Origin of the sequence: Qipengyuania sp. GPGPB31, assembly GCF_038396345.1 — a bacterium.
Lineage (GTDB): Bacteria > Pseudomonadota > Alphaproteobacteria > Sphingomonadales > Sphingomonadaceae > Qipengyuania > Qipengyuania citrea.
Map to the genome: position 1 here is coordinate 2,779,022 of NZ_CP149572.1, position 25,979 is coordinate 2,805,000.

General features: G+C 66.3%; 31 protein-coding genes and 1 tRNA gene. 19 read left to right on the forward strand and 13 right to left on the reverse strand.

Annotation, left to right across the window (positions count from 1 at the left end; all coding sequences use genetic code 11):
- Positions 1–17: 17 nt before the first annotated feature.
- On the forward strand, positions 18–743 hold the full coding sequence (locus WKH79_RS13950) for a carbonic anhydrase (RefSeq protein WP_341859218.1): 726 nt from the start codon (positions 18–20) through the stop codon (positions 741–743).
- A 229-nt stretch (positions 744–972) separates the two neighbouring features.
- Here the strand turns inward: WKH79_RS13950 and WKH79_RS13955 are convergent.
- A tRNA-Ser gene (locus WKH79_RS13955) sits at positions 973–1,064 on the reverse strand.
- Positions 1,065–1,296: 232 nt separating this feature from the next.
- Here WKH79_RS13955 and WKH79_RS13960 point away from each other — a divergent pair.
- From WKH79_RS13960 to WKH79_RS13975, 4 genes are all read left to right on the forward strand, one after another.
- Positions 1,297–2,097, forward strand: coding sequence for a DUF1134 domain-containing protein (locus WKH79_RS13960; RefSeq protein WP_230834015.1), 801 nt, complete (start codon positions 1,297–1,299; stop codon positions 2,095–2,097).
- A gap of 111 nt (positions 2,098–2,208) precedes the next feature.
- Positions 2,209–3,390 carry an aromatic amino acid transaminase gene (locus tag WKH79_RS13965; RefSeq protein WP_063505942.1) on the forward strand — a complete coding sequence of 394 codons (1,182 nt, stop codon included), beginning with the start codon at positions 2,209–2,211 and terminating at the stop codon, positions 3,388–3,390.
- 6 nt (positions 3,391–3,396) lie between these two features.
- Positions 3,397–3,936, forward strand: coding sequence for a GNAT family N-acetyltransferase (locus WKH79_RS13970; protein WP_341859219.1), 540 nt, complete (start codon positions 3,397–3,399; stop codon positions 3,934–3,936).
- A 247-nt stretch (positions 3,937–4,183) separates the two neighbouring features.
- Positions 4,184–4,693, forward strand: a complete 510-nt coding sequence (locus WKH79_RS13975) for a type II secretion system protein GspK (RefSeq protein WP_063506529.1) — start codon at positions 4,184–4,186, stop codon at positions 4,691–4,693.
- On the opposite strand, the gene WKH79_RS13980 is transcribed toward WKH79_RS13975, so the two are convergent.
- From WKH79_RS13980 to WKH79_RS14010, 7 genes are read right to left on the reverse strand one after another with little or no spacing between them, the layout of a single operon-like run.
- The gene (locus WKH79_RS13980) at positions 4,678–5,265 is read right to left on the reverse strand and encodes a ferric reductase-like transmembrane domain-containing protein (protein WP_063535415.1); all 588 of its coding nucleotides are present in this window, start codon (positions 5,263–5,265) and stop codon (positions 4,678–4,680) included. The two genes, WKH79_RS13975 and WKH79_RS13980, sit on opposite strands and share 16 nt — an antisense overlap.
- A 19-nt stretch (positions 5,266–5,284) precedes the next feature.
- On the reverse strand, positions 5,285–5,902 hold the full coding sequence (locus WKH79_RS13985) for a riboflavin synthase (protein WP_050599193.1): 618 nt from the start codon (positions 5,900–5,902) through the stop codon (positions 5,285–5,287).
- Positions 5,903–5,915: 13 nt separating this feature from the next.
- The gene (gene ribD, locus WKH79_RS13990) at positions 5,916–6,887 is read right to left on the reverse strand and encodes a bifunctional diaminohydroxyphosphoribosylaminopyrimidine deaminase/5-amino-6-(5-phosphoribosylamino)uracil reductase RibD (RefSeq protein WP_341859220.1); all 972 of its coding nucleotides are present in this window, start codon (positions 6,885–6,887) and stop codon (positions 5,916–5,918) included.
- Positions 6,868–7,323 (reverse strand): hypothetical protein, encoded by a 456-nt coding sequence (locus WKH79_RS13995; RefSeq protein WP_230834007.1) that lies wholly within the window; start codon positions 7,321–7,323, stop codon positions 6,868–6,870. Before WKH79_RS13995 ends, ribD begins: the two co-directional genes overlap by 20 nt.
- Before the next feature lie 42 nt (positions 7,324–7,365).
- Positions 7,366–8,088, reverse strand: a complete 723-nt coding sequence (locus WKH79_RS14000) for a SprT family zinc-dependent metalloprotease (protein ID WP_341859221.1) — start codon at positions 8,086–8,088, stop codon at positions 7,366–7,368.
- Positions 8,085–8,561: a YcgN family cysteine cluster protein gene (locus WKH79_RS14005; protein ID WP_160767516.1), complete on the reverse strand. Its 477-nt coding sequence runs from the start codon at positions 8,559–8,561 to the stop codon at positions 8,085–8,087. The genes WKH79_RS14000 and WKH79_RS14005 overlap by 4 nt, the downstream gene beginning before the upstream one ends.
- Positions 8,549–9,148 (reverse strand): SCO family protein, encoded by a 600-nt coding sequence (locus WKH79_RS14010; protein ID WP_050599198.1) that lies wholly within the window; start codon positions 9,146–9,148, stop codon positions 8,549–8,551. The genes WKH79_RS14005 and WKH79_RS14010 overlap by 13 nt, the downstream gene beginning before the upstream one ends.
- Positions 9,149–9,216: 68 nt before the next feature.
- On the opposite strand from WKH79_RS14010, the gene WKH79_RS14015 reads away from it, so the two are divergent.
- The 9 genes from WKH79_RS14015 to WKH79_RS14055 all read left to right on the forward strand — a co-directional run bounded on the left by WKH79_RS14015 (position 9,217) and on the right by WKH79_RS14055 (position 16,871).
- The gene (locus WKH79_RS14015; protein WP_230834001.1) at positions 9,217–9,822 is read left to right on the forward strand and encodes an ankyrin repeat domain-containing protein; all 606 of its coding nucleotides are present in this window, start codon (positions 9,217–9,219) and stop codon (positions 9,820–9,822) included.
- A gap of 3 nt (positions 9,823–9,825) precedes the next feature.
- Positions 9,826–10,485 (forward strand): COQ9 family protein, encoded by a 660-nt coding sequence (locus WKH79_RS14020; protein WP_160767518.1) that lies wholly within the window; start codon positions 9,826–9,828, stop codon positions 10,483–10,485.
- A 68-nt stretch (positions 10,486–10,553) separates the two neighbouring features.
- The gene (locus tag WKH79_RS14025) at positions 10,554–10,793 is read left to right on the forward strand and encodes a FeoA family protein (RefSeq protein WP_063505453.1); all 240 of its coding nucleotides are present in this window, start codon (positions 10,554–10,556) and stop codon (positions 10,791–10,793) included.
- Positions 10,790–12,637, forward strand: coding sequence for a ferrous iron transporter B (locus WKH79_RS14030; RefSeq protein ID WP_050599202.1), 1,848 nt, complete (start codon positions 10,790–10,792; stop codon positions 12,635–12,637). Before WKH79_RS14025 ends, WKH79_RS14030 begins: the two co-directional genes overlap by 4 nt.
- A gap of 99 nt (positions 12,638–12,736) precedes the next feature.
- Positions 12,737–13,288, forward strand: coding sequence for a single-stranded DNA-binding protein (gene ssb, locus WKH79_RS14035; RefSeq protein ID WP_050599203.1), 552 nt, complete (start codon positions 12,737–12,739; stop codon positions 13,286–13,288).
- A 418-nt stretch (positions 13,289–13,706) separates the two neighbouring features.
- Positions 13,707–15,206 (forward strand): hypothetical protein, encoded by a 1,500-nt coding sequence (locus WKH79_RS14040; protein WP_341859222.1) that lies wholly within the window; start codon positions 13,707–13,709, stop codon positions 15,204–15,206.
- Positions 15,207–15,274: 68 nt separating this feature from the next.
- On the forward strand, positions 15,275–15,484 hold the full coding sequence (locus WKH79_RS14045) for a hypothetical protein (RefSeq protein WP_156488874.1): 210 nt from the start codon (positions 15,275–15,277) through the stop codon (positions 15,482–15,484).
- A 134-nt stretch (positions 15,485–15,618) separates the two neighbouring features.
- Positions 15,619–16,695, forward strand: a complete 1,077-nt coding sequence (locus WKH79_RS14050) for a class I SAM-dependent methyltransferase (RefSeq protein ID WP_341859223.1) — start codon at positions 15,619–15,621, stop codon at positions 16,693–16,695.
- Positions 16,692–16,871, forward strand: coding sequence for a hypothetical protein (locus WKH79_RS14055; RefSeq protein WP_341859224.1), 180 nt, complete (start codon positions 16,692–16,694; stop codon positions 16,869–16,871). Before WKH79_RS14050 ends, WKH79_RS14055 begins: the two co-directional genes overlap by 4 nt.
- A gap of 88 nt (positions 16,872–16,959) precedes the next feature.
- Here the strand turns inward: WKH79_RS14055 and arsN2 are convergent, their stop codons facing one another.
- Genes arsN2 through WKH79_RS14070 form a run of 3 tightly spaced genes read right to left on the reverse strand, consistent with a single transcriptional unit; the run spans position 16,960 to position 18,448 of the window.
- A complete protein-coding gene (gene arsN2, locus WKH79_RS14060; RefSeq protein ID WP_341859225.1) occupies positions 16,960–17,391 on the reverse strand; it encodes an arsenic resistance N-acetyltransferase ArsN2 in 432 nt (143 codons plus the stop codon).
- A 2-nt stretch (positions 17,392–17,393) separates the two neighbouring features.
- Positions 17,394–17,924 (reverse strand): DUF177 domain-containing protein, encoded by a 531-nt coding sequence (locus WKH79_RS14065; protein WP_341859226.1) that lies wholly within the window; start codon positions 17,922–17,924, stop codon positions 17,394–17,396.
- A complete protein-coding gene (locus WKH79_RS14070) occupies positions 17,921–18,448 on the reverse strand; it encodes a ubiquinol-cytochrome C chaperone family protein (RefSeq protein WP_050599220.1) in 528 nt (175 codons plus the stop codon). The genes WKH79_RS14065 and WKH79_RS14070 overlap by 4 nt, the downstream gene beginning before the upstream one ends.
- Before the next feature lie 161 nt (positions 18,449–18,609).
- On the opposite strand from WKH79_RS14070, the gene bamE reads away from it, so the two are divergent.
- The 5 genes from bamE (at position 18,610) to WKH79_RS14095 (ending at position 22,296) form a co-directional block, all read left to right on the forward strand.
- Positions 18,610–19,068: an outer membrane protein assembly factor BamE gene (bamE, locus tag WKH79_RS14075; RefSeq protein ID WP_050599209.1), complete on the forward strand. Its 459-nt coding sequence runs from the start codon at positions 18,610–18,612 to the stop codon at positions 19,066–19,068.
- Positions 19,069–19,122: 54 nt separating this feature from the next.
- A complete protein-coding gene (hslV, locus tag WKH79_RS14080) occupies positions 19,123–19,683 on the forward strand; it encodes an ATP-dependent protease subunit HslV (RefSeq protein WP_063505459.1) in 561 nt (186 codons plus the stop codon).
- A gap of 92 nt (positions 19,684–19,775) precedes the next feature.
- Positions 19,776–21,077 carry an ATP-dependent protease ATPase subunit HslU gene (hslU, locus tag WKH79_RS14085; RefSeq protein ID WP_050599211.1) on the forward strand — a complete coding sequence of 434 codons (1,302 nt, stop codon included), beginning with the start codon at positions 19,776–19,778 and terminating at the stop codon, positions 21,075–21,077.
- A complete protein-coding gene (locus tag WKH79_RS14090; RefSeq protein WP_341859227.1) occupies positions 21,077–21,481 on the forward strand; it encodes an ACT domain-containing protein in 405 nt (134 codons plus the stop codon). The genes hslU and WKH79_RS14090 overlap by 1 nt, the downstream gene beginning before the upstream one ends.
- A 131-nt stretch (positions 21,482–21,612) precedes the next feature.
- A complete protein-coding gene (locus WKH79_RS14095) occupies positions 21,613–22,296 on the forward strand; it encodes a type 1 glutamine amidotransferase domain-containing protein (RefSeq protein WP_341859228.1) in 684 nt (227 codons plus the stop codon).
- A 120-nt stretch (positions 22,297–22,416) separates the two neighbouring features.
- Here WKH79_RS14095 and WKH79_RS14100 read toward each other — a convergent pair whose 3' ends face one another.
- Positions 22,417–23,922 carry a SulP family inorganic anion transporter gene (locus WKH79_RS14100; RefSeq protein WP_050599214.1) on the reverse strand — a complete coding sequence of 502 codons (1,506 nt, stop codon included), beginning with the start codon at positions 23,920–23,922 and terminating at the stop codon, positions 22,417–22,419.
- 149 nt (positions 23,923–24,071) lie between these two features.
- Positions 24,072–25,874 (reverse strand): ABC transporter ATP-binding protein/permease, encoded by a 1,803-nt coding sequence (locus tag WKH79_RS14105; RefSeq protein ID WP_341859229.1) that lies wholly within the window; start codon positions 25,872–25,874, stop codon positions 24,072–24,074.
- Between the last annotated feature and the right edge of the window lie 105 nt (positions 25,875–25,979).

Genomic DNA, 25,979 nt, shown 5'->3' on the forward strand with positions numbered 1-25,979 from the left:
CAAAGGAGCATAACATGATGTCTCGACGCAATGTACTCGCCGGTGCCGCAGTGGCCGGCGGCGCGATGGCTGCCGGTACCGGCATGGCCGCGGCCCAGGCCCCGCAGCCCGCCCGGCTGGCCCCCATGGTCGACGGCAAGACCGCGCTCTCTCCCGATCAAGCGCTCGAACTGCTGATCGAGGGCAATCGCAACTTCCTTAACGACGTGCCGACGGCCGCTCCTGTCGGGCGCGAGCGCCGCCTCGAGATCGCACAGGGACAGGCGCCGTTCGCGGCCTATGTCACCTGTTCCGACAGCCGTGTCTCGCCCGAAATCCTGTTCGGCCGCGGGCTGGGCGAACTGTTCATCATCCGCAATGCGGGCAACACCGTCGATACGGTGGCGCTGGGCTCGATCGAATATGCCGTGGCAGAGCTGGGCGTGCCCCTGATCGTGGTCATGGGCCACGAATCCTGCGGCGCGGTCAAGGCGGCCAAGGCAGTCGTCGACGACAACGCCACCTTCCCGGGCAGCATCGGCCGCATGATCGAACCGATCATTCCCGCGGTTCTCGAAGTCCGGGGCAGCGAGGGCGACATGCTGGACAACGCCATCCGCGCGAATGTGTCGCGCGTGGTCAAGCAATTGCGCACCACGACCGACCCGCTGCTGCTCGACCCGCAGGCGGCGGGCAAGCTCAAGGTCGTCGGCGCGCATTACGACCTCGACACCGGCAAGGTCGACTTCTTCGACCAGCCGTAGGCGCCAGGGCGTGTCCCGGTCCCCGGCCCGCCGCCGCGCGGGAGGGGCACCGGGACGCGATTGCCAGACAGTCTTGCTGAACGCAGGCGGCGCGATTCCAGTGCCTGCGCACCGCATCCCTCTTCCCCACAGCCGTATCCTCGCCGGTTGAGCAACCGGCTCGGCGTTTGCGCCGGACGGACGTTCGCCTTTCTCAAGAGGGGATTCGGATGTCGGCCCGAGAAGCCAGTGGCGGAGACGGAGGGATTCGAACCCTCGATACCCGTTACCAGGTATGGCTCCTTAGCAGGGAGCTGGTTTCAGCCACTCACCCACGTCTCCGCATGTCGCATGGTCCGGCGCTGCCGGTTGCGAGGGGCGCGCTATAGCCACGGTATCCCGGCCCATCAAGGGGAGTTTTGCGGCAAGGCTGCGGACACCGCCCGACCCCCGAAACGACTCGCTTCGCCGCATTTCCGATTCGGTTCATCGCCGTTTCATTGCCGGGGCGCTCAAAGGGGATTCTTCTCACGGCGCAGCTGTCTGCGCCAGCGCCGCCGACACGGAGGGATCGATGACCACATTCACACGCAACTGGCCGCGCCTTGGCCTTGCGCTCGCCGCATTCGGGCTCGCCGCCGCCCCGCTGGCGGCACAGGTCGAGACGATCGATCCGAACAACGCGATCGATGGCGATCTGGTCGAACAGCCGGGCGACCAGCCGGTCTATGGCGATCCGGCGCCGACGCCGAGCTACACACCCGCGCCGCAGGCGGCCGCGCCCGCCGAGGGCCCGGCGGAAACCTATGCCGACCAGCCGCAATGGTCCGAGCAATCGGCCGAACAGGCCGCGGGCGAAGCGGTTGACGGCGCCGGTGTCGACGATCCCGCGACCACTTACCGCGAGGACGATTTGATCGGCGCGGCGGAGGGCGTGTTCGGCAAGGGCGCCGAAGGGGTCGCCAAGATGATCCGCAACCTGCTGGCCGACCAGGGCGAGCCCAATGCCTATATCGTCGGTCGCGAGGCGGGCGGGGCGTTCATCGTCGGTGCGCGGTACGGATCGGGCACGCTCTATCACAAGGTCGAGGGCGAACAGCCGGTCTACTGGACGGGCCCGTCGATCGGTTTCGACGCCGGGGCGAATGCCGGCAGCACCTTCGTGCTGGTTTACAACCTCTACGACAGCGAGGAGCTGTACGAGCGCTATCCCGCGGGCGAGGGGCAGGCCTATGTCATCGGCGGGCTCACCGCCAGCTATCTGCGCAAGGGCGACATCGTGCTGATCCCGATCCGGATGGGCGCCGGGCTGCGGCTCGGGGTCAATGCGGGTTACATGAAGTTCTCCAAGAAGCATCGCTGGCTGCCCTTCTGAACCACGGCGCACAAGACGCCCTTCGGATCGCCCAACCATAATTCGCACGGGCACGGGGCCGCAGCGGGATTTCCTGTTGCGGCCCTTGGCATATCGGGCGATGAGGCGGGCATGCTTGACCAACTCGACGCCCAGTCTCCCGACGCGCTGCTCGCGCTCATCAAGATGCACGCACAGGACCCGCGCGAGGACAAGATCGACCTCGGCGTCGGCGTCTATCGCACCAATGACGGCGCGACGCCGGTCTTCCGCGCGATCAAGGCGGCCGAGCAGAAGCTGGTCGATACGCAGGATTCCAAGAGCTATCTCGGGCCCGAAGGCGACACCGGCTTCGTCGATGCGCTCAAGCCGTACATCTTCGGCAAGGACGCCGCGATGGGTGGCCGCCTGGAAGGGATGCAGACGCCGGGCGGCACCGGCGCGGTGCGGCTCGCAGTCGCGCTGTCGAAGGCGGCGGGCGTGCAGCGCGTCTATCTCGGCACGCCGAGCTGGCCCAATCACGCGCAGATCCTCGAGGACGTGGGCGTCGAAACCGGCACCTTCCGCCATGCAGCCCCGGACGGCACGGCCGATATCGACGCGCTGCTCGACGTGATCGCCAATGCGCGCGCCAGCGATGCGGTGCTGCTGCACGGTTGCTGCCACAATCCGACCGGTGTCGATTACACTCCCGAGCAATGGGACCGGATCGCCGACGCGCTGGCCGACAGCGGCGTGCTGCCGATCCTCGATGTCGCCTATCACGGCCTCGGCCTGGGGCTGGAAGAGGATGTCGCGGGCGTCCGCAAGGTGCTGGCCAAGGTGCCCGAAGCGCTGGTGGCCTACAGCTGCGACAAGAACTTCGGTCTCTACCGCGACCGCGTTGGCGCCTTCTACATGATCGCGAAGAGCGCGGACGATTTGCCCGCGATCACCTCGAACGCCAATGCGCTGGCGCGGGCCAACTGGTCGATGCCGCCCGATCACGGCGGCGCGGCGGTACGCACCGTGCTGCGCGACGACGCGCTGACCGCGACCTGGCTCGACGAGCTGGCCGAGATGCGCGAACGCATGCGCCGCGTGCGCGAGCGGCTGGCCGCGGCGGACAACGACGTGCCCGGGCTCAATCTCGCGACGCTGGCTCACCAGAACGGCCTGTTTGCAGTGCTGCCGCTGTCGAAGGACCAGATCGTCAGCCTGCGCGAGGACCACGGCATCTACATGGCCGGGTCGGGCCGGATCAACGTGGCCGGCCTGCATGAGGGCAACACCGCCAAGTTCATCGCCGCGCTGGCAGACGTCACCGGGAACTGAACGGCGATGGATCGCCAGCCGATCCTCGAGACCGAGCGGCTGGTCCTGCGCCCGCTGACCGAGACCGATCGCGAAGCGCTTCATGCCATCGCGTCGGACCCGGCGGTGTGGGAACAGCACCCGATCCACGACCGCTGGCGGCGCGAGGTGTTCGACGCCTTCTTCGACACCTGCCTGGCCAGCGGGGGCGCGCTGGCCGTGCTCGACCGGCGCGACGAGCGCATGGTCGGCATGACGCGCTTCGACCGGTTCGATCCCGACGAGGGGGGAGTGGTCGAGATCGGCTGGACCTTCCTGGCGCCGCGCTGCTGGGGCAAGGGCTACAACCCCGAGATGAAGCGCGCCATGCTGGCTCATGCGTTCGCAAGCGTCGCACTGGTCGAATTCCGCGTCGGCGACACCAACTACCGCTCGCGCAATGCGCTGGAGGCGATCGGCGCGCAGCGCACCACCCGCTACGAACTGGAGAAGTACCAGGGCAAGCGGGTGATCCATCTGGTGTACGAGATCGACCGCGAAGCTTTCACTGGCGGGCCGCTGGGCTGATGTAGGACGAATGTAGGACTGCCGCCCCCAAATCCTGTCACATGGACCGCATGTTACACGGTCCAGACGGAAAAAACGGCGGCCGGCGACCGCTTCTGCCGAACGGTAGGATCGCAAGGGGCGAGAGGGCTGCGGCATCCTCCAGCGTGGAGCAGATTTTGCGGGCGTAGGAAAATCGCCACGCTTCGCTTTCCATTCGCCGCCAGTGTGTTTATTGCGAGCGCTTCTCAAAAGGAGGAATCAATTTATGCGTAAACTCGTTCTCGCTTCCGCCCTCTCGGGTGCGATGCTCTCGCTGGCCGCCTGCTCGGGCGCTGCCGACGAAACGGCCGAGACGACCGACACCGCCGAAGTCGAAACCATCGATGACGCCGCGGCCGCCGAAACCGCCGCCGTGCTCGATGCGAACACGGCCACTGCCGAACAGCTCGCCGCGCTCGACGGCGTCAGCGACGAACTGGCTGCCGCGATCGTTGCCGGCCAGCCCTATGCCAGCGTGACCGATCTCAACGCCGCGCTGCTCGAGACGCTGGGCGAGGATGAAGCCGCACAGGTGCTGGTCGATGTCTTCGTGCCGGTCAATCTGAACAGCGGCACCGAGGAAGAAATCCGCCTCATCCCCGGCATGACCGACAAGATGGTCCACGAATTCGAGGAATACCGTCCGTATGCCGACATGGGCGTGTTTGATCGCGAAATCGGCAAGTATGTCGACGAAGCCGAAGTAGAACGGTTCAAGAACTACGTCACTCTCTGACGGCGCTGCAGCGCAACCCTGACGATCTCGATCGCGGCCAGGATCCCCACGTGGATCCAGGCCGTGGTCGGATCGAAGGCCGACCAGACCCAGTGCAGGAAGGTCAGGATCGCGGCGGGATAGACCAGCCGGTGCAGCCGTTTCCATGCCCGCTTCATGCGCCGCACCGACATGTCGTTGGACGTCAGCGCCAGCGGCAGGAACAGGGCGAAGGCGGCCCAGCCCGCAACGATATAGCCGCTCGACAATTCGGCCAGCACGAATTCGGGCGAACCCTTGCGCACCAGGTAGATCGCCGTGTGCAGCGCGGCATAGGCAAAGCTGGCCACGCCGATATCGCGGCGCCGGCGCATCAGCCAGAGCGTCCAGCTCTGCCGCCGCAGCAGCAACCGCAGCGGGGTGACCGCCAGCGTCGCCATCAGCAGCCAGGCCGCCCAGTCGCCGCTGTCGCCGATCGCGTGGCCATAGCCGTAGAGATCGGGCGTGAAGGTCCAGCGTCCGGCGATCCACAGGCCGGGCAGGGCAAGCACCAGCCACAGCAGCGGGCGCGAACCGGCGAAAGCTTTCAGCATTGTCTTGTCGGTACCCGTATCAGCCGGCGAGGCTCTGCATCCGCTTGAGATAGCGTGCGAGCACGTCGATCTCGAGATTGACCGTATCGCCTTCGGACAGGTCGCCCAGCGTGGTCACTTCGCCCGTATGGGGGATGATGTTGAGCGCGAAGCGCACTTCGCCGCCGGGTTCGTCCTCGACCTCGTTCACGGTCAGCGAAACGCCGTCGATGGTGATCGACCCCTTTTCCGCGACGAACGGGGCAATGTCCGCACCGGCGAGGATTTCGAGCCGGGTGGACCCGCCGATATCCTCCGCCAGGGCCACGCGGCCCACCGCATCGACATGACCGGTGACCAGATGGCCGCCCAGTTCATCGCCCAGCCGCAGCGCCGGTTCGAGATTGAGCCGGCGGTCCGCATGCCACTGGTCCTGCGCCGTGCGACTGACGGTCTCGCCCGAGACGTCGACCGCGAACCAGGCATCGCCTTCCTCGCCGCCCTTTTCGACCACGGTCAGGCAGACGCCCGAACAGGCGATCGAGGCGCCGATATCGATGCCCGCCGGGTCCCACGGACAGGCCACGGTGACCCGCAGGTCGCCCTTGTCCTCTACCGTGGTGATGGTGCCGATGGCGGTGACGATCCCGGTGAACATGCGTACTCCCTGATTACCGCAGGCGGCTGTAGGCGGCGAAGCTGTCGCTGCCAAGCTGGCGTCGTTCGGCCAGCGCCCAGCGCCCGTGTGCGTCGTCCAGCCGTTCGAGGCCGATATCGGCGACCGCGCCGCGCCCGGCCCCGACGATGATCGGCGCGCGGTAGATTTCCAGCCGGTCGACGAGATCGGCGGCCAGGAAGCTGGCCGCGACATTCGCCCCTGCTTCGACATAGAGATACAGCGCTTCGAGCTGGGCGACCTGCTCCGGCCGGTTGATGATCGTGACGCCGTCGGGCGCGACGCCTCGCGACAGCACCACCCGCTGCGGGCTGCGCTCGCCCAGTCCGGGCAGCCGCACATCGAGGCTGGGCCGGTCGGCGCGCCAGGTGCCCCCGCCGACCAGGATCGCATCGGCCATCGCGCGCCGCGCGTGGACATGCGCGCGCGCCTGCGGCCCCGTGATCCACTGGCTTTCGCCGCTGGCCATGGCGATGCAGCCGTCGAGCGACATGGCGATCTTCATCGTGACATGCGGCCGGTCATGGCGGGCGCGGGTGAGATAGCCCGCAAGGCTGGCCTCGGCCGCAGGGGAGCGCAGCAGCCCGGCCTCGATCCCGGCATGGCGCAGGCGCGCCAGCCCGTCGCCCGCAGTGCGCGGGTCGGGATCCTCGACCCCGGCGACGACGCGGGCCACTCCTGCTTCGACGAGCAGGTCGCTGCAGGCCGGACCGCGCGGCGAGCGGTGGGCGCAGGGTTCCAGCGTGACATAGGCGGTGGCCCCGCGCGCTTCCTTGCCCGCCTGCGCCAGCGCGGCGGCTTCGGCATGGGGGCGTCCGCCCGCAGCGGTCCAGCCGCGCCCGACCACGCGGTCGCCCTGCAGCAGGATGCATCCCACGCCCGGATTGGGATAGCTGGCGGGGCGCGCGCGCGTGCTCAGCCGCGCGGCCGCATCAAGCCAGCGCGCGTCATTCGCCGCTGTCGTCAACCGCCGTGCCCGCTGGGTAGAGTTCGCGCCGCCGCGCTTCGGCTTCCGCTTCTTCGCGGGCGCGTTCGATGGCCGCTTCGCGTTCCATCGCCTCGACGTCGAGCCCGGTGGCGCGGCCGAGTGCCTTGTAGGCTTCGATCCTGCGCGCCTCCAGTTCGGCCAGCTCGGCCTCGCGCGCTTCCTTGCGCTGCTGGTTGGCGATGTTCGTTTGGCGGATTTCCTCGTCGGTGCGCCCTTCGGCGAAGGTCGAGATATAGGTGACCTTGGGCGCGTCGGGCGGGCGAAAATGCGATTCCTTCGTCAGCATGGCCAGCCCGGTCAGCGGGATGGCGAGGGACAGCGCGAGAAACGGCCAGCGATAGGGCCGCGGTTCGCGAATATAGTCCCACAGGTCGGCGAACCCGGCCTTGGCATCGAAGCGAGATTTGAAGCGCATGCGGCGCAAGATAGGCACTTTCGCGGGCCCGCGCCAGTGGGGCTAGTCGAAGGCAGCGTAGAGCTCGCGCCCATGCGCTGAGAGCCAGCGATTGGCCTGCGCGATATCGCCTTCGTACAGCCGGGCGAGCAGGGCGTGGAACGCGGGCGAATGGTCGAAATGGACCAGATGCGCGACCTCGTGCGCGACCACCGAACGGCGGATCGCATCGGGCGCCTGCACCAGCCGCCAGTTGAGCCGCAGCACGCCTTCGGACGAGCAGCTGCCCCAACGCTTGCGCGCCCGGCTCAGCCTGACCGGCGCGGGAGCGAGCTGGCCGCGCGCGCAATAGTCCGCCGCATCTTCGGCGAACAGGCGCAGCGATTCCTGTTCGAGCCAGCGCTGGAGCCGCCTGGCAAGCGTGTCGTGCGGTCCGCCCAGCGTCAGCCTGCCGCTATCCAGCCGCGGGCTGCGCGGTGCATCACCGCGCCAGTCGACGGCAAGCTCGCTGCCGCGGTACAGCAGCCGCCCCTCACCCGCCGGATCGCGCTTGGGCGGGATCTTGGCGAGCTGCGCGGCGAGCCAGTCGCGCCGCGCATGGGCGAAGGCAGTCGCTTCGGCGCTGCGCGCCCAGTGCGGCAGGGTGATCCGCACCGCGCTGCCATCCGCCGCCAGGCGCAGCGTCAGCCGCCGCGCCCGCCGGTGGCGGGTTATCTCGATCGGAAGCGTGCGATCGCCGAGCTCGATCACCGGCTCCAGCGCGTCGCGGCGGAGCCAGTCGATCACGTGGCACCGCCTTCGTCGTCGTCCGGCCCGTCACCGTCGCCCCAGTCGACCACATGGTGTTCCAGCGGACCCGCCTCGTCTTCGCGCACGACGCGCCCGGCCACCGATACGCCGGCCCGGACCACGCCCTTGCGGTCGCCGCTCAGCAGGTAGTGCCAGCGCGGTAGCGGCTGCCCGTCCGCGCGGCGGCGATAGGCGCAGGTCGCCGGCAGCCAGGTGACATCCTCGACGATGCGCAGCGTCAGCCGCAGGCAATCGGGGACGAAGGACTTGCGATGCTTGTAATCGGTACACTGCGCGGTCTGCGGATCGAGCAGCGTGCACGCCACATTGGTGTGCTCGATCTCGCCCGTGTCCTCATATTCGACCTTATGCAGGCAGCAGCGCCCGCAGCCGTCGCACAGCGCTTCCCATTCCTCGGTGGTGAGATCGGCCAGCGGCCGTTCCCAGAACCGGTCCCTCAGCGCACCCATTTGTCCAGTTCCGCGGCAACCGCTTCGGGGCCCTGGTCGGTCGGCAGCATGGCCAGCGGCTCGCCATCGGGGCCGAACAGGTAGGTGATGTTGGTATGCCCGACCAGATAGCCGCCCGCCTCGTTGGGTTCCTCGATCGAATAGACCGCGGCGAAGGCTTCGGTCACCGCGTCGATCTGTTCCTTGGTGCCGGTCATGCCGACCAGGCGGGGGTGGAAGCTGTCGGTGAATTCGGCCAGCACCGCGGGGGTGTCGCGGGCGGGATCGACGCTGACGAACAGCGGCTGGATCTGCGCGCCCAGCTCGGGGTTGGCCTGTTCGAAGGCCTTGAGGCCGGCCATCGCGCGCTGCGTGTCGACCGGGCAGACGTCGGGGCAATAGGTGTAGCCGAAGTAGAGCGTGCGGTACTGGCCGTCGAAATCGCTCCAGCTGACGGGATCGCCGTCCTCGCCGGTCAGCGTGAATTCGGCGCCGATCGCGGCACCGGCCAGCGGCGGTTGTTCGGGCGGGGCATCCTGACAGGCGGCGAGGGCGAGCAGGGCGGCGACAAGCGGGGCGGAGTTGCGTAGCATGGTGTCACGGTTCATGGTCTGCTAACCCGCGCTCGGCAAGGGCGAGTCAGCCAATGAACTGCGAAAAAATAGGGGCTCCGACGGTGAAACGGTTCGCGAAATACACTCTTCTGGCAGCGCTGGCGGGATCGCTGGTCGCCGGGCCGGTCCATGCCCAGGCGCAGCGCGACGGGTACAAGTTCCTCGATGCCGTTAAGGAACGCAACGGGACCGAGGCCACGCAGCTCCTGTCCGAACCCGGCAACGTTCTGGTCAATTCGCGCGACATCACCAGCGGCGAGTCCGCGCTGCACATCGTCACCCAACGGCGCGATCCCGTCTGGCTGCGGTTCCTGCTGGCCAAGGGCGCCAATCCCAATATCGCCGACCGCAAGGGCACCACGCCGCTGCAGCTTGCCGCGCAGCTCGGCTTTGTCGAAGGCGTCGAGATCCTCGCCGAACGCGGGGCCGCGGTCGATGTCCCCAACAGCACCGGCGAAACGCCGCTGATCGCCGCCGTGCACCGCCGCGACGGACCGCTGGTGCGGCTGTTGATCGCCGAGGGAGCCGATGCCGACCGCGCCGACAATTCGGGCCGCACCGCGCGCGACTATGCGCGGCTGATGGGCGCGCGCTCCGACCTGCTCCAGGAAATCGAACGCGCCGAAGCCGATCGCGGCGAACAGACCGAAACCTACGGACCGAACTGAACCATGGACGTTGCCGACCTCACGCTCGACGAATTGCGGCTCGCGCTGGCGCCCGGCATTGCCGATGCGGCGGTGTTCGACGGCTGGAGCGATGCCGCGCTGGAAATGGCCGCCGACCAGCTCGGCGCCGACCGCGATGTCGCGCGGCTCGCGTTCAAGGACGAAGGCGCGATGGGCATGATCTGCGCCTGGATCGAAACGATCGACCGGCAGATGGTGCTCGACCTGCCGCCCGAGAAACTTGCGGGCATGAAGATCCGCGAACGCATCCGCGCGCTGGTGCAATACCGGCTCGATGCGGTGGCCGGGCAGGAAGAATCCCTGCGCCGCGCGTTGGCGATCATGGCCATGCCGCAGAACGCACCGCGCGCGCTCAAGACCGGCTGGAACAGCGCCGATGTGATGTGGCGGCTCGCGGGCGATACGGCGACCGATTACAACCACTACACCAAACGCGCGATCCTTGCCTCGATCTACGGCGCGACGCTGACGGTGTTCATCGCCGACGAAAGCGACGGCAAGGCCGACACCGCGGCATTTCTCGAGCGGCGGATCGACGGGGTGATGAAGTTCGAGAAGGCCAAGGCCAAATGGTTCGGTCCCGAGCGCGAGACCTTCAGCGTAACGCGCTTTCTCGGCCGGTTGCGCTACCCCGCCAGATAGGCCCGCGCAAACAGCGCGCTATTGATAACCGGTTGCAACAAGCGCGCAGTTCTGACAGTGCGGCGCGCATGACGCTGGACGGGTTTGAAAACGGCAGGACCGCGCGAATCGTGGCGGTTGACTGGGCCTCCTTGGACGAGAGCGAAGGCAAGCGCCTGAAGGCGTTGGGCATCGACGAAGGCGTCGAGGTCGCGGTAACGCGGCGCGGCGTTTTCGGGACCCGCGACCCGCTGGCGGTGCGCGTCGGCCGGATGACCATCGCGCTGCGCCGCAGCCACGCGCTGGCGATCGAGGTGGAACCCGTATGACCCGCAAACGTATCGCCGCGCTGGTCGGCAACCCCAATGCGGGCAAGTCGGCCCTGTTCAACGCGCTGACCGGCGCGCGGCAGAAGATCGCCAATTATCCCGGCGTCACGGTGGAGCGCAAGGCCGGCCGGCTGACGCTGCCGAGCGGAGAACCGCTCGAGCTGATCGACCTGCCGGGTTCCTACAGCTTCGATGCCGCGAGCCCCGACGAGGAGGTGACGCGCAAGGTCGTGCACGGCGAATTCGAAGGCGAGGCCACGCCCGAGGTCATCGTGCTCGTCGTCGACGCCGCCAATCTCGAACAGCATCTCGTCTTCGCGCAGGAAGTGCTCGAACTCGGCCGGCCAACGGTGGTTGCGCTGAACATGATCGACCTCGCCGAACGCGACGGGCTCACGCTCGATCCGGCGGCCTTGTCCGCCGCGCTCGGCGTACCGGTGATCCCGACCGTCGCCGTGCGGGGCAGGGGGCTGCAGGAACTGACCGCCGCCATCGCCGAGGCGGAAACCCATGCCGCCGAAGATGCGCAGTGGCGCGGCCATGTCACGCTGCCCGAGCGGCGGCTGGTTGCCAAGCACATGGCCCGCGGGGCCACGCTCTCGGCCTCGGCACGGCACACGATCGAGAACGGCATCGACCGCGTCCTGCTCAATCCGTGGGTCGGCCCGGTGATCCTGTTCGGCCTGCTGTTCGTGATCTTCCAGGCAGTGTTCGCCTGGGCGACCCCGTTCGCCGATGCGCTGGACGGCGCAGTCGGGGCGATTTCCGGCTGGGTGAGCGGCATCATGCCCGAAGGCTTCATCCGCGATTTCATCACCGAAGGCGTGCTTGCCGGCGTGGGGTCGGTGGTGGTTTTCCTGCCGCAGATCGTGATCCTGTTCTTCTTCATCCTGCTGATGGAGGCAAGCGGCTACATGGCGCGCGCGGCCTTCCTGATGGACCGTCTGATGGCCGGGGTCGGCCTGTCGGGCAAAAGCTTCATCCCGCTGCTGTCCAGTTTCGCCTGTGCGATCCCCGGGATCATGGCCGCCCGCTCGATCCCCGATCCCAAGGACCGGCTGACCACGATCCTCGTCGCGCCGCTGATGACCTGTTCGGCGCGGCTGCCGGTCTATGCCGTCATCATCGCGGCGGTCATCCCGGAGACGAGCGTCGGGCCGGGTATCGGACTGCAGGGGCTGGTGCTGTTCGCGCTCTATCTTGCCGGGATCGTCGGCGCGCTGGTGGTTGCACTGGTGTTGCGCAACACGCTGGCCAAGGGCGCGGCGAGCGGGTTCATCATGGAAATGCCGCGCTATCAATTGCCGCGGATCAAGGACCTTGCGATCGGCCTGTGGCAACGCGCCTATGTCTTCCTGCGCCGCGCGGGCACGATCATCTTCATGGTCACCATCGCGCTGTGGCTGCTGCTCAGCTTCCCCAAGGCCGAGCCGGGCGAAAGCCAGCTCGATGCCAGCGTTGCGGGCATGGTGGCCGACGGCCTGCACCCGGTGCTCGAACCGATCGGTTTCAACCGCGAGATGAGCCTCGCGCTGATCCCCGCCATGGCGGCGCGCGAAGTGGCAGTGTCGGCGCTGGCAACGACCTATGCCGTCGATGCCGAGGATGAGGATCTCGCCGCCGAAGGCGTGACCGACCGGATCGCCGCGCTGTGGAGCCTGCCGACCGCGCTGGCCTTCCTCGCCTGGTTCGTCTTTGCGCCGCAATGCATCTCGACCATCGCCGTCGCCCGGCGCGAGACCAATGGCTGGAAATGGCCGACCTTCATGGTCGTCTACCTGTTCGTGCTGGCCTATGTCTTTGCCGGGCTGACCTTCTGGATCGCGACCGCGCTGGGACTGTAGAAACCGGGTCCGGTCCGGTGGAAACGCAGCCGCGCCCGTCTAGCCCCCGGTGGCGGGCTGGGTTAGGCCGTGGGTCAACAGTTACGAAGGAATGATTCGATGGCCGGAAGCCTCAACAAAGTCATGCTCATCGGCAATCTCGGTGCCGATCCGGAAATCCGCAGCTTCCAGAATGGCGGCAAGGTCGCCAATCTGCGGATCGCCACCAGCGAAACCTGGAAAGACCGCAACACCGGCGAGCGCCAGGAACGCACCGAATGGCACACGGTCGCGATCTTTTCCGAAGGTCTGGTCGGCGTTGTCGAACGCTTCCTGCGCAAGGGCAGCAAGGTCTATATCGAAGGCCAGCTGCAGACCCGCAAATGGCAGGACCAGTCGGGCAACGACCGCTATTCGACCGAAGTCGTGCTGCGCGGCCTCAACGGCACGCTGACCATGCTCGACGGCGCCCAGGGCGGTGCGGGCGGCGGCGGCAATCGCGGCGGCGGCGGCGGGTCGTGGGACCAGGGTGGCGGTTCGGGCGGTGGCGGCCAGAGCGGCGGCTGGAACCAGGGCGGCGGCGCTGCGGGTGGCGGCGCTGCCGGCGGCGGCATGGGCGGAACCGGCGGCGGCTCGAACTACGACGACCTCGACGACGATATTCCGTTCTGATCGACTTGCGCCCGGGGCGCGCCAAACTGCCTATCGCAATCGTGATAGCCACGGCCTCCTTCCTTCGCGGGTAGGGGGCCGAGGTGCTTGTGATGCTGGTGTATTGCCACGAGGCATGCAGCGGTGGGGTGGCAGGGAACCGGAGGAGCTTGCCTCTTCGGAGCGAGCGACATTCTTGCCAGCTGCGCTCGATGAGCCAACGCCGCTCGCGCCGACCACAAGCGCCCATAGGCAGGTAACCCCTGCCGCGCAGCGATCCGAAGCCGTTCCTGCCGGATCAGCCCGCCCCCGCGCCTTTAGGGCATCTTAACCAAGATGCACCTACCCCGACCCGGTTCAGGGGGTACGTGAGGATGAGCATTCAGGACGAGACATCGAGCGATCGCTGGCTCTCGCATTGCGTGTGGATTGTCGCGCTGTGGGCCAGCTTCTTCAATCTGCTCAACTTCAACGGCTATCCGCTTTTCCGGCCCGAGGTAGCGATAACCATGCTGGCGCTTGCGCTGGTCGGGGGGTGATGGCTCTCATCCAGCAAGCAGCCAAACCGCGCCTGTGGTTCCTCGTCGTGGCACTCTTCGCAGCGGTGCTGGTCGACTTGAACGCATCGATCTCTGCTATCTGGTTCCTGAGCTGCTGGGCCATTTTCGCAGTGATCGCTTTCTATGTCCGCGAGGTCTTCGTGAAGATCCTCTTCGCGGCGGCCGCAGCGGTCCTCTTCTTTCAAGGGGCCGAACTGGTTCTCGATGACGGCAGCCCGCGCGAAGCCGGGAATGAGGCGCAGAACCTGCAGGCCCTCGATCGCGATCGCGCGGACCGCCCGGCGATCGTTCACCTGGTGCTCGATTCCTATCTCGGGCTGGACGGCATGGCACTGGGTCCGGACGTCTACCGGGACTTGCGGTCCGAGCAGGTCCGCTTCTTCACCAGCCATGATTTCCAGGTCTATCCGCGCGCCTACAGCCCGTATGCGAAGACCTTGAACTCGCTTCCGGCACTGTTTTCCTACGGGCAGGACGAACCCGTGGTCCACTCGATCACCTCGGAATATTCGATACCCGAACAACTGCCATATTTCGCGGATCTCGATGCGATGGGTTATCGCATCGACGCCTTGCTCCCCGCGTATTTCGATCTGTGCGTGAAACAGAAACTGACACAGTGCAGGACGTTCGAAAGTTCCGGGCTGTCTTCCATGCTCGGCACCGAAATGAGCGCGACCGACCGTGCGAAAGTGTTCGGCTTCACGATGCTTAACCTGACCAGGACGATCCGCTCCGCCACGGGCAGGATTCGCCCGGACCCCGGGGCTCGGCTGGCGCATAATCGCAGCGAGCTGTTTCCGCTGACCTCGCTAGGGCAGTTCGACAGTTTCATCGCTGACGTCGCCGGTTTGCGCGAGGGGGAAGTGAAGTTCGCACATATTCTGCTGCCGCATGATCCCTATATGCTAGCCGCCGATTGCACGGTGAAACCCGAATCCCGGTGGCTCGATGAACACGGGCCGGGCACTGCCGATGCGCGCGAACAAGGCTATGCCGACCAGGTGCGCTGTCTCCAGCAGCGGCTCGACCGGCTGCTCGATGCGCTCGATCGCACTCCCGCAGGCCGCGAGGCGATCGTCCTGATCCACGGCGATCACGGATCGCGGATTGCTCCTACGCAGCCATTTTTTGACGGGCCACAGCTTTCGTCGCGCGAGTTGCTGATGTCCTATTCGACCTTTTTCGCGATCCGCGTTCCCGGCGAAAGCCCGGGCGAGGTGCCCGGAACGCATTCTCTCGGCCGGTTGATGGCCGATTTCCGCGCGCGCGAGTTCGCGACAGCCCCTCGGCCCGCGCCCGCGGTGGACCAGGTAGCGGTGACAGATGCGGCGGGCACCCCGCGCGAGTGGCGGCCGCTGCCGGGTTTTACCCGGTAAATTAATAAGATTTTAGCCAAACCGCTTCACGTTTGACCACAGCCCAGACCCCTTGCGAAGGAATCTCGATGTATCACAGAACCATGGTTTCGCTCGTTGGCCTTGCCGCCATGCTCAGTCTATCTGCGCCGGCCCACGCGTATATCGATCCCGCGACGGGCAGCATTGTCCTGCAGGCGGCGATCGGTGCAGTTGCCGGTGCGACGCTGTTCTTCCGCACTTCGCTGTACAAGGTGAAAGCGCTGTTTAGCCGCCAGAAACCCAGCGGCGAAGAATGAGCGCCAGCGCAGTCCTGGACCCCGGTTCGTTTCGCGATCCGGGCGGTCGAATATTCCGCGTCGGCGAGAAGGTGTTCCGCTCGATAACGGGTAACGCGGCGAGCAATTTTGCACGAGCGGATGAATCCGGCGTCATGCGAAAACTGGTCGAGAGGGGCCGGCTAGTCGATTTCACCGATGTGACCGAACAGGCATCGCAAGTAGGGATCGAACAGGCCGATGTGCTCCTTTCCCATCCGCAGATCCCGTTCATCTCATATCCGTATGAATGGAGCTTCAGCCTGCACAAGGCGGCGGCGCTGGCGCATCTCGACCTGCATCTCGAGCTTCTGTCCCAGGACTTCACGCTCAGCGATGCGACTGCTTACAACATGCAATTCGACGGGACTCGACCGGTCCATATCGACCATCTGTCGATCGGCCCGTACGAGGACGGCGAGATCTGGGCCGCGCATCGCCAGTTCTGCATGCAGTTCCTCAATCCGCTGCTGATGTGGTCGATGCTCGATCTCCAGCCGAACCACTGGTTCCGCGGATCGCTCGAAGGCATTGCGCCGGAAGACCTGGCCAAACTCGTTCCGCTGAGGAAGCGGCTCAACTGGACCGTGCTGACCCACGTTATCGCCCAGGCGACATTGCAGAACCGGTCGGTGCAGACGACGACGGGGTCGTCGCGGTACCGCGAGGCGCGCCTGCCGCGCTCGAGCTTCGAAGGCATGCTTCGCGGGCTGCGCGGGGCCATCGCGAAAATGGAAGTCCCGTCGCACAAGACGGTGTGGGGCGACTACGCGAACAACACCAGTTACGCCGCTCCCGAAGCCGAGGCCAAGCACGATCTGGTCAAGGAGGTGGTCGCCGCCATCAAGCCGGGCCTGCTCTACGATCTCGGCTGCAATACGGGCGATTATTCGAAGTCGGCGCTAGAGGCCGGGGCCGGGAAGGTCATCGGTTTCGATTTCGACCACGGCGCACTGGAAATTGCCTTCAAGCGCGCGCAATTGGAACAGCTCGATCTGCTGCCGCTGTGGCTCGATGCAGCCAATCCAAGTCCCTCGCAGGGCTGGGGGAGGCGGAGCGGATGGGCCTTGCCGGGCGCGCCCAGCCCGATGCGCTTCTGGCACTCGCGTTCATTCACCACATTGCCATCGGGCGCAACGTACCGCTCGACATGGCAGTCGACTGGCTCGTGTCCCTTGCGCCTGCCGGAGTGATCGAATTCCCCCACAAGGAAGACCCGATGGTGCAGCTGTTGCTGTCCCAGCGGCCAGATATCTTCCCGGACTATCGCAACGAAACCTTCGCCAACCTGCTGTCGCAGCGCGCGCGGATCGTGAAGGCAGTGGATGTGCTGCCAACGCGAACGTTGTACTGGTTCGAGCGGAACTGACGACCCACTCGGCCAGAGCGGCGCGGCATCGGGCCCGGCGGCGGTTCGAACTACGACGGCCTCGCCGACGATCTTCCGTTCTGATGGGTTACAGCGGCTTGACCAGATATTCGGCGCTGGCAGGGCATAGCGCGGCGAATTCGCGCGACGATGCGACCGCTGCGGGCGCATCCTCGCGGTCGTGATCGCGGTAACCCAGCTTGCGGAAAAAGTCCGCTGCGGTGGTGGTCAGCAAATGCAGCCGGGCGACACCCTGACGGCGCGCCTCGCTTTCCAGTAGCGCGACGGCCTCGCGCCCTGTGCCCTGACCGCGCGCGGCGCCGAGGATGACGACCGAGCGCAGAATACGGTCCGGGCCATCGCCCTCGATCCCCCCGAAACCGATACAGCGACCCGCGTGATGGAAGGCGAAAAACGCGCGCCCGTCGTCTTCGATATCATCCACCGGCAGCCCTTCTGCCGCGAGCGCCTGAACGAGCTCCTCGAGCGAAGCCATGGGGGTGATCGTCAGCGCCGTCATGCCTAGTCCTTCTTCAACGCCGCCAGCGCCTCGGCCAGCGGACCGCTCGGGGCCTGTTCCTCGTCGCTTACGATGCCGGCCTTGCGGCGCGCTTCCTCGGCGCCCGGACCTTCGCGATAGGGATCGATCGCCAGCGCGAGAGTCTGGGCGATCGCTTCGCCCAGATCGAACGCATCGCCTTCGTATTCGATCTGGTCGAGATCCTCGGCGTCGAGCTCGATTTCCTCGTCGGGCGCATAGTCGGGCACCGATCCGGCGGGCACGAAGCGCAGCATGAGCGGCTCGCTCACGTCATAGCTCAGTTCCTCGCGCGTGACCGCGCAGGGCTGGGTGATGGTCGCGGCCAATGTGCCTTCTGCCAGCACGGCATCATCCTTGGTGCCGAAATCCACGGTGGCGGTAAGCGCCGGGATGGCGGTGACGCCGAACCGTGCAGCCAGCGCTGCGCGTTCGGTCTCGCCGGCGTCCACGGTCAATGGCCCGGCAGGCAGGGCGCGCGGTTTGATCGGACGGCTGAGTTCGGGCGCGCTCATGCGGCAAACTCGCCCGCCCGCAGCTGATCCATGCTCGTCCGCTCGAGCCGGGCATGCAGCGCGGCCATGCGCTGGACCAGCGCCTCGGCCTCGTCGGGCTGCGCCATGGTGACATTGCGGCGCACGGCTTCGACCAGCACCTTCGGATCGCTGCGCAATCCTTCGCGATAGGCGCCGATGCGGCCGTTCATGCTTTCCATCAGCGCGTTGATCTTCTTGCCTACGGTGGGATCGCCGATCCCGGCTTCGCGCAGCTGCCCCTCCATGTCCTCGACGAACAGTTCGGTCAGCCGCGCGGTGCTGGCGGCCATCCCGCCTTCGTCTTCCAGCCGCAGCATGACCAGCGTGAGCACCAGCGTGATCATGTCGTAGCGACCCTCGACGCTGTCGGCGACGCCGCACATGCGATACCAGTCGGGATCGCGGGCTTCGGCAACGGTGCGCTGCCACAGGGGGCGCCACTCTTCGCGCGGGTCGGGGCCAAGGGAAAAGACGTTGCCGAAAAGGCGGGCTAGGAAGGACACAAACAACTCCGTTCAGCGGCAATACAGGCCGCGATCCCCAAGCGCCCCCCAATGCCGAGTTGCATGGGCTGGCGCTTTCGGATTAAGGCGTGGGCCAAGCATATAGGGAGGTGGCCGCCTGCGGCCAAGCGCCTGCCGAAAGACGGAGATTTGCTGTTCCCATGAACAGGTCGAAAATTCTGGGCCTTGCCGCAATCGGCGCTGCCGCCATCGCCGCGACGGGCTGCACCGCGATCCGCGAGCCGCGTGGCTACATCGTCGATGCCACGCTGGTGCAATCGGTCCAGCCCGGGATCGACAATGAGCGCAGCGTCACCGGTACGCTGGGGCGTCCGACGTTCGAAAGCCAGTATGGCGAGAAGACCTGGTACTACGTGTCGAGCACGACGGGCCGCAAACCCTTCGTTCGCCCACGGATCCGAGAGCATTCGGTGCTGGCAGTGAAATTCGATGCCGCGGGCAATGTCGTTTCGGCCGAGCGTACGGGCATGGACCAGGTGGTCTACCTGCGCCCCGATGGCGACGAGACGCCCACGCTGGGCCGCGAACGCAGCTTCCTCGAAGACCTGTTCGGCAATATCGGTGCAGTCGGCCAGCCGGGCCTGGGCCAGGGGCAGTAAGCCTGCGGGCCTGCCCCGGCTTGACCCCCGCCGCGCGCGCCCCATATCGCGCGCATGGATGATAGAGACAATCGCCACGGGCTGACCCAGTGGCATTCCACCACCATTATCGGCGTGAAGCGCGGCGGTGCCACGGTCATCGCCGGCGACGGGCAGGTTTCCATGGGTAACACCGTGATGAAGCCCAATGCGCGCAAGGTGCGCCGGATCGGCGAAGGCGAGAAGGTCGTAGCCGGTTTCGCCGGCGCGACTGCCGATGCTTTCACGCTGTTCGAACGGCTCGAGAAGAAGCTCGAGCAGTACAATGGCCAGCTCCTGCGCGCCGCGGTCGAGCTGACCAAGGACTGGCGCATGGACAAGTACCTGCGCAATCTCGAAGCGTTGATGATCGTGGCGGACGAGGAAAACCTGCTGGTTCTCACCGGCAATGGCGATGTGCTGGAACCCGAAGGCGGTATCGCGGCCATCGGGTCGGGCGGCAATTACGCGCTGAGCGCGGCCAAGGCGCTGGTCGATTACGAGGACGACGCCGAAACCATCGCGCGCAAGGCCATGGCGGTTGCCGCCGATGTCTGCGTGTTCACCAACGGCAATGTGACCGTCGAAACGGTTTGATCTGCGGCATCCCGGCGAAAGCTGGGATCGCTTTCGGCCGAGCGCCAAATCGAGACAGGTCCCGGCTCGCGCCGGGATGACGATAGGAAGACATGACACAAGCACTGACCCCCAAGGCGATCGTCGCCGCGCTGGACGAACACATCATCGGCCAGAAGGATGCCAAGCGCGCGGTCGCCGTGGCGCTGCGCAATCGCTGGCGCCGCCAGCAGCTCGGTCCCGAGCTGCGCGACGAGGTGACCCCCAAGAACATCCTGATGATCGGCCCCACCGGCTGCGGCAAGACCGAGATCAGCCGGCGGCTGGCCAAGCTGGCCGAGGCCCCCTTCATCAAGATCGAGGCGACCAAGTTCACCGAGGTCGGCTATGTCGGCCGCGATGTCGACCAGATCGCGCGCGACCTGGTCGAGGAAGCCATCCGGCTGGAAAAGGAACGCCGCCGCGACGCGGTGCGCGAGGCCGCGAGCAAGGCCGCGATGGAACGGCTCCTGACCGCGCTGGTCGGCGACAATGCCAGCGAAGCGACGCGCGAGGCGTTCCGCCAGCGGATCGTCGACAATTCGATGAACGATACCGAAGTCGAGATCGAAGTGCGCGAGGCTCCCAGCTCGCCGATGGATATCCCCGGCATGCCCGGCGGGGTCGGGATGATCGACCTGTCCGACATGTTCGGCAAGGCCATGGGCAAGAGCCCGCTCAAGCGCCGCAAGCTGAAGGTGCCCGATGCATGGGACCGGCTGGTCGATGAAGAGGCCGAAAACCGCATGGACCAGGACGACGTCAACCGTGTCGCGGTGGAGAATGCGGAAACCAACGGCATCGTCTTCCTCGACGAGATCGACAAGATCGCAGTCAGCGACGTGCGCGGTGGATCGGTCAGCCGCGAAGGCGTGCAGCGCGACCTGCTGCCGCTGATCGAAGGCACCACGGTGGCGACCAAATACGGCCCGATGAAGACCGACCACGTGTTGTTCATCGCGTCGGGCGCGTTCCACGTTTCAAAGCCCAGCGACATGCTGCCCGAACTGCAGGGCCGCCTGCCGATCCGCGTCGAACTGCGCGCGCTGACCGAGGAGGACTTCGTCCGCATCCTGAAGGAAACGCGCGCCAATCTGGTCGAACAGTACCGCGCGCTGATCGGCACGGAGGACGTCACGCTCGACTTCACCGAGGACGCGATCGCCGAAGTCGCCAAGCTGGCGGCGCGGGTCAACGAGACGGTCGAGAACATCGGCGCGCGGCGCTTGCAGACGATGATGGAGCGCCTGCTCGAGGATATCAGCTTCGAGGCCGAAGACCGGACCGGCGAGACGATCACGATCGATGCAGCCTATGTACGCGAACGGCTCGAAACGCTGGCGGGCGACGCCGACCTCAGCAAATACATCCTGTAATGGACGGGCCGGTGCGCGGTGGCTGGGCGATGATCGCCGCCATGGCACCCCGGCTCGACTCGCGCCGCTGGCGCTTCGTGCTCGTGCAACCGGACACGGCGCCGCAATTGCTCGGCGCGGCGATCGGTACCTTCCGCGAGGACGAGGGCGTAACGGCGATCGTTCCTGCCGATGTCGCAGGTGAACTGGGCATCGAGGGCCCCGACTTCGCGAGGATCACGCTGACGGTGCATTCCGACCTTGAAGGTGTCGGACTGACCTCCGCCGTGTCGGGCGCGCTGGCCGATGCCGGGATCGCCTGCAATATGATCGCGGCATTCCACCATGATCACGCCTTCGTACCTTGCACCCGCGCTGCGGAGGCACTCGACGTGCTGCGCGCCCTGGCGGCGGCCGGGGCCTGACGATCGGCGCCAGCTTCCGGGCCGGGACCGGCTACTCGAATAGAGCGAAACCGAAGCGCGCGACGTGTGTTCCTTTGGTGAAGCGCCGGAACACTCCGGCCACGCCCAAAACCCCCGAAAGGACGAACGCTATGAAAATTCTTATGGTTCTGACGAGCCACGACGAGCTCGGCGACACAGGCGACAAGACGGGCTTCTGGCTCGAGGAATTCGCTGCCCCCTATTACGTCCTCAAGGATGCCGGGCATGACATTACGCTGGCCAGCCCCGCAGGCGGCAAGCCGCCGCTGGATCCCAAGTCCGACGAGCCCGATGCGCAGACCGCGGCGACCGAACGGTACAAGAAGGACAGCGAGGCGCAGGCGCAGCTGGCCTCGACCGAGAAACTCGCGGATGTCGATGTCGCATCGTTCGACGGCGTCTTCTACCCGGGCGGTCACGGGCCGCTCTGGGACCTTGCCGAGAGCGCGGTTTCGAAAGCCGTGATCGAAGACACGCTGGCCGCCGGCAAGCCGGTAGCGCTGGTCTGCCATGCGCCTGCCGTGCTGAAGAACGTCACCGCGCCGAATGGCGACCCGATCGTCAAGGGACGCAAGGTCACCGGCTTCACCAACCAGGAAGAAGGCGCGGTCGGCCTGACCGATGTCGTGCCCTTCCTGCTCGAAGACGTGTTGATCGAGCAGGGCGGGACCTTCTCCAAGCAGGGCGTGTTCGAACCCTATGTCGTTCAGGACGGCCTGCTCATCACCGGCCAGAATCCGCCGTCGAGCGAGCCTGCGGCCGAAAAGCTGCTGGAAGCGCTGAAAGCGGACTAGGCTTCGGCGAATGCACTAAAAAGGGCGGGCGCGGATTGACCGTGCCCGCCCTTTTTCATGCCCGCAGCTGCGTATCAGCAGCGGCCCGCGCAGGGGCAGCCACCGCCCCCGACATGCGGCTTACGGATGCGGGGCCAGCCCGATTTCGACACCGGTCTTGTCGGTCAGCGCGAACTTGTCGACCAAATCGCTGCTCGCGCGGTTGAGCCCGACGACCTGCACGCTGCGACCATTGCGGCGCATGCGTTCGACCACCTTGTCGAGCGCGCCGACCGCGCTGATGTCCCAGAAATGCGCTTTCGACACGTCGATGATCACGTGGTCGGCCGGATCGGGCATGATGCTCTCGGGCCCGAGCGCGGCTTCGAAGCGTTCGACGCTGGCGTAGAAGATCTGCCCCTTGGCGCGGTAGGTCGCGGTTTCGCCGTCGCGTTCGCGGACCACTTCGAACATCGTCATCACCTTGTGGGTGAAGAACACGCCCGACAGGATCACGCCTGCCAACACGCCCAGCGCGAGGTTGTGCGTGGCCACTACGACGGCGACCGTGGTCAGCATGACCACCGAGCTCTGCCACGGGTGCTTGCCGATATTGGGGATCGAGTTCCACGAGAAGGTGCCGATCGACACCATGATCATGATCGCCACCAGCGCGGGCATCGGCACCTGGCCGACGAGGTCGCCGAGCAGCGCGAGCAGGATCAGCAGCGACAGGCCGGCGGTAAAGGTCGACAGCCGACCGCGGCCGCCGCTGGTCACGTTGATGACCGACTGGCCGATCATCGCGCAGCCGCCCATCCCGCCGAAGAAGGCCGCGACGATATTGGCGATCCCCTGGCCGCCGCTTTCGCGGCGCTTGTTGCTGCCGGTATGCGTCATGTCGTCGACGATCTGCGCGGTGAGCAGCGATTCGAGCAGGCCGACCGCGGCCATGGTCGCCGAATAGGGGGCGATGATGGCCAGCGTTTCCCAGTTCAGCGGCACATCGGGCAGCGCGAAATAGGGCAGGCCTTCGGGGAGTTCGCCCATGTCGGTGACCGTATTGACCGGCGCATCGAGGAATATCGTCAGCGCGGTGAGCACGATGATCGCGATCAGGGGGCTGGGCACGGCGGTGGTGACCTTCGGGATCAGGTAGATCATCGCCAGCGCGGCCGCGACCATGGCGTAGGTCACCCAGCCGATCCCTGCATTGCTCGGGTCGAGCTGCGGCAACTGCGCCATGAAGATGAGGATCGCCAGCGCGTTGACGAAGCCGGTGATGACCGAACGGCTGACGAACTGCATCAGCAGGTCGAGCCGCAGCAGCGCGGCAATGCCTTGGAAGACGCCCATCAATATGGTCGCGGCGAAGAGATATTCGACCCCGTGGTCGCGCACCAGCGGCACCACCACCACGGCCACCGCCGCAGTCGCCGCCGAGATCATACCCGGGCGCCCGCCGGTAAAGGCGATGACCATGGCGATCGCGACCGAGGCATAGAGCCCGACGCGCGGATCGACCCCGGCGATGATCGAGAAGCCGATCGCCTCGGGTATCAGCGCCAGCGCGACGACGAGCCCGGCAAGCACGTCGGCGCGGATATTGGAGAACCAGTCGCGGTGGATCGCGGCACGGTCGAGCATGGGGAATGTCCTGTCAGGTTCGGAAAATGGCGCACGCAGACCGGCGCGCAGAATTCGCATCGCCCTATGAACGATGTTGCATTGCAGCACAAGATGTGCGCGCATTGGCGGCCTGCGCCGTGCCGATCGGTTGCGGCCCGGGACAGTGCCTAGTCGCTGCGTTCCGCCTGCTGGCGGGCCCACATTTCGGCATACAGTCCGCGCGCCTGCAGCAGCTCGGGATGGGTGCCACTTTCGGCCAGTCGGCCCTGGTCGAGCACCAGGATGCGGTCGGCATCGGCGATCGTCGACAGGCGGTGGGCAATGGCCAGCGTGGTGCGGTCTTCGGACACGCGGTGCAGCGTGGCGAGGATCTCCTGCTCGGTCCGGCTGTCCAGCGCGCTCGTCGCTTCGTCCAGCAGCAGGATCGGGGGGTTCTTGACCAGCGTGCGCGCGATCGCGACCCGTTGTTTCTCACCGCCCGACAGTTTCAGCCCGCGTTCGCCCACTTCGGTATCGAGCCCGTCGGGAAGGCGTTCGATAAAGGGCATGATCGCCGCATCGGCCGCTGCCGCGACCACCGCTTCGCGCGACGCACCCCCGCGGCCATAGGCGATGTTGTAGCCGATGGTGTCGTTGAACAGCACGCTGTCCTGGGGAACGATGCCGATGCTCTCGCGCAGGCTAGCCTGCGTCACTTGCGCGATGTCCTGCCCGTCGATCAGGATGCGCCCCTGCCACGGATCGTAGAACCGGAACAGCAGCCGCCCGATCGTGCTCTTGCCCGCGCCCGACGGGCCGACGATCGCCATATGCTTGCCCGCGGGGACTTCGAAACTGAGCCCGTGGAGGATCTCGCGGTCCGGTTCATATCCGAAATGGACATCGTCGAAGACCACTGTCGGCTGGCGGACCACCAGCGCGGGCGCAGCGGGTGCATCCTTCACTTCGGTCTCGGTATCGATCAGGCGAAACATCTCCGCCATGTCGATCAGCCCCTGCCGGACCGTCCGGTACACCATGCCGAGCATGTCGAGCGGGCGGAACAGCTGGATCAGATAGGTGTTCACCAGCACCAGATCGCCGGTGGTCAGCACGCCCTTGCTCCATTGCCACACGGTGAACCCCATCGCGCCGCCCATCAGCAGGTTCATGATGACCGCCTGGCCGATGTTGAGCAGGCCGAGCGAGTTCTGGCTGCGCACCGCTGCATCGGCATAGGACCGCGCGGATTCGGCATAGCGCGCGTGCTCGCGCGTCTCGGCGCCGAAATATTTGACCGTTTCGTAATTGAGCAGGCTGTCGACCGAGCGGGCGAGCGCGGTGCCGTCGAGTTCGTTCATCCGCCGGCGCAGTTCGTTGCGCCATTCGGTGACCTTGCGCGTCAGCGTGATATAGGCAGCCACGGTCAGCGCGGTGGCGGCGACCAGTTCCCACCCGAAATTGAGATAGAAGATCACTCCGACCGCCACCAGCTCGACGGCGGTGGGCGCAATGTTGAACAACAGGAAGTACAGCATCGTGTCGATGCTCTTGGTCCCGCGATCGATCGTCTTGGTCACTTCGCCCGTGCGGCGCGCAAGGTGGAAGCGCAGCGACAGCTGGTGCAGCCGCCGGAAGGTGTCCTCGGCGAGCTGGCGCGTGGCATCCTGCCCGACGCGTTCGAAGGTGATGTTGCGCAGATTGTCGAACACCACGGCGGCGAGGCGCCCGGCGGCATAGGCGATGACAAAGGCCAGCGCGACCATCGCGGTTTCGTTCGCGGGTGTGGTCATGGCATCGACCGCACCCTTGTAGGCGAAGGGCAGTGCCAGCATCGTGCCCTTGGCCAGCAGCACGAACACCATCGCACCGGCGATCCGACGCCTGAGCGAGGGATTGTCGGCGGGCCACAGATAGGGAAGGAAGCGCCGGATCGTCACCCAGCCTTCGGGATCGTCGGGCCGGGCGGGTGAAGCGTAGTCGGGTGGCATGCCCGGCTATGTGGGAGGGATGCATGTGCGGGGCAAGGCGGCGCTCCGCCATACCCCCCGCGCGGTGGACATGGTGATTGGCGACCGCGCGCAGGGGTACTGGCC

Coding starts and splice junctions, on each gene's coding strand:
- WKH79_RS14065 (WP_341859226.1), bottom strand. CDS start 17,924: ATGAGCGCGCCCGAACTCAGCCGTCCGATCAAACCGCGCGCCCTGCCT.
- WKH79_RS14090 (WP_341859227.1), top strand. CDS start 21,077: ATGGACGGGCCGGTGCGCGGTGGCTGGGCGATGATCGCCGCCATGGCA.
- hslU (WP_050599211.1), top strand. CDS start 19,776: ATGACACAAGCACTGACCCCCAAGGCGATCGTCGCCGCGCTGGACGAA.
- WKH79_RS14100 (WP_050599214.1), bottom strand. CDS start 23,922: ATGCTCGACCGTGCCGCGATCCACCGCGACTGGTTCTCCAATATCCGC.
- WKH79_RS13965 (WP_063505942.1), top strand. CDS start 2,209: ATGCTTGACCAACTCGACGCCCAGTCTCCCGACGCGCTGCTCGCGCTC.
- hslV (WP_063505459.1), top strand. CDS start 19,123: ATGGATGATAGAGACAATCGCCACGGGCTGACCCAGTGGCATTCCACC.
- WKH79_RS14025 (WP_063505453.1), top strand. CDS start 10,554: ATGACGCTGGACGGGTTTGAAAACGGCAGGACCGCGCGAATCGTGGCG.
- WKH79_RS13980 (WP_063535415.1), bottom strand. CDS start 5,265: ATGCTGAAAGCTTTCGCCGGTTCGCGCCCGCTGCTGTGGCTGGTGCTT.
- WKH79_RS14010 (WP_050599198.1), bottom strand. CDS start 9,148: ATGAACCGTGACACCATGCTACGCAACTCCGCCCCGCTTGTCGCCGCC.
- WKH79_RS13950 (WP_341859218.1), top strand. CDS start 18: ATGTCTCGACGCAATGTACTCGCCGGTGCCGCAGTGGCCGGCGGCGCG.
- WKH79_RS13970 (WP_341859219.1), top strand. CDS start 3,397: ATGGATCGCCAGCCGATCCTCGAGACCGAGCGGCTGGTCCTGCGCCCG.
- arsN2 (WP_341859225.1), bottom strand. CDS start 17,391: ATGACGGCGCTGACGATCACCCCCATGGCTTCGCTCGAGGAGCTCGTT.
- bamE (WP_050599209.1), top strand. CDS start 18,610: ATGAACAGGTCGAAAATTCTGGGCCTTGCCGCAATCGGCGCTGCCGCC.
- WKH79_RS13960 (WP_230834015.1), top strand. CDS start 1,297: ATGACCACATTCACACGCAACTGGCCGCGCCTTGGCCTTGCGCTCGCC.
- ssb (WP_050599203.1), top strand. CDS start 12,737: ATGGCCGGAAGCCTCAACAAAGTCATGCTCATCGGCAATCTCGGTGCC.
- WKH79_RS14105 (WP_341859229.1), bottom strand. CDS start 25,874: ATGCCACCCGACTACGCTTCACCCGCCCGGCCCGACGATCCCGAAGGC.
- WKH79_RS14030 (WP_050599202.1), top strand. CDS start 10,790: ATGACCCGCAAACGTATCGCCGCGCTGGTCGGCAACCCCAATGCGGGC.
- WKH79_RS14095 (WP_341859228.1), top strand. CDS start 21,613: ATGAAAATTCTTATGGTTCTGACGAGCCACGACGAGCTCGGCGACACA.
- WKH79_RS13995 (WP_230834007.1), bottom strand. CDS start 7,323: ATGCGCTTCAAATCTCGCTTCGATGCCAAGGCCGGGTTCGCCGACCTG.
- WKH79_RS14050 (WP_341859223.1), top strand. CDS start 15,619: ATGCGAAAACTGGTCGAGAGGGGCCGGCTAGTCGATTTCACCGATGTG.
- WKH79_RS14005 (WP_160767516.1), bottom strand. CDS start 8,561: ATGGGTGCGCTGAGGGACCGGTTCTGGGAACGGCCGCTGGCCGATCTC.
- WKH79_RS13975 (WP_063506529.1), top strand. CDS start 4,184: ATGCGTAAACTCGTTCTCGCTTCCGCCCTCTCGGGTGCGATGCTCTCG.
- WKH79_RS13985 (WP_050599193.1), bottom strand. CDS start 5,902: ATGTTCACCGGGATCGTCACCGCCATCGGCACCATCACCACGGTAGAG.
- WKH79_RS14020 (WP_160767518.1), top strand. CDS start 9,826: ATGGACGTTGCCGACCTCACGCTCGACGAATTGCGGCTCGCGCTGGCG.
- WKH79_RS14045 (WP_156488874.1), top strand. CDS start 15,275: ATGTATCACAGAACCATGGTTTCGCTCGTTGGCCTTGCCGCCATGCTC.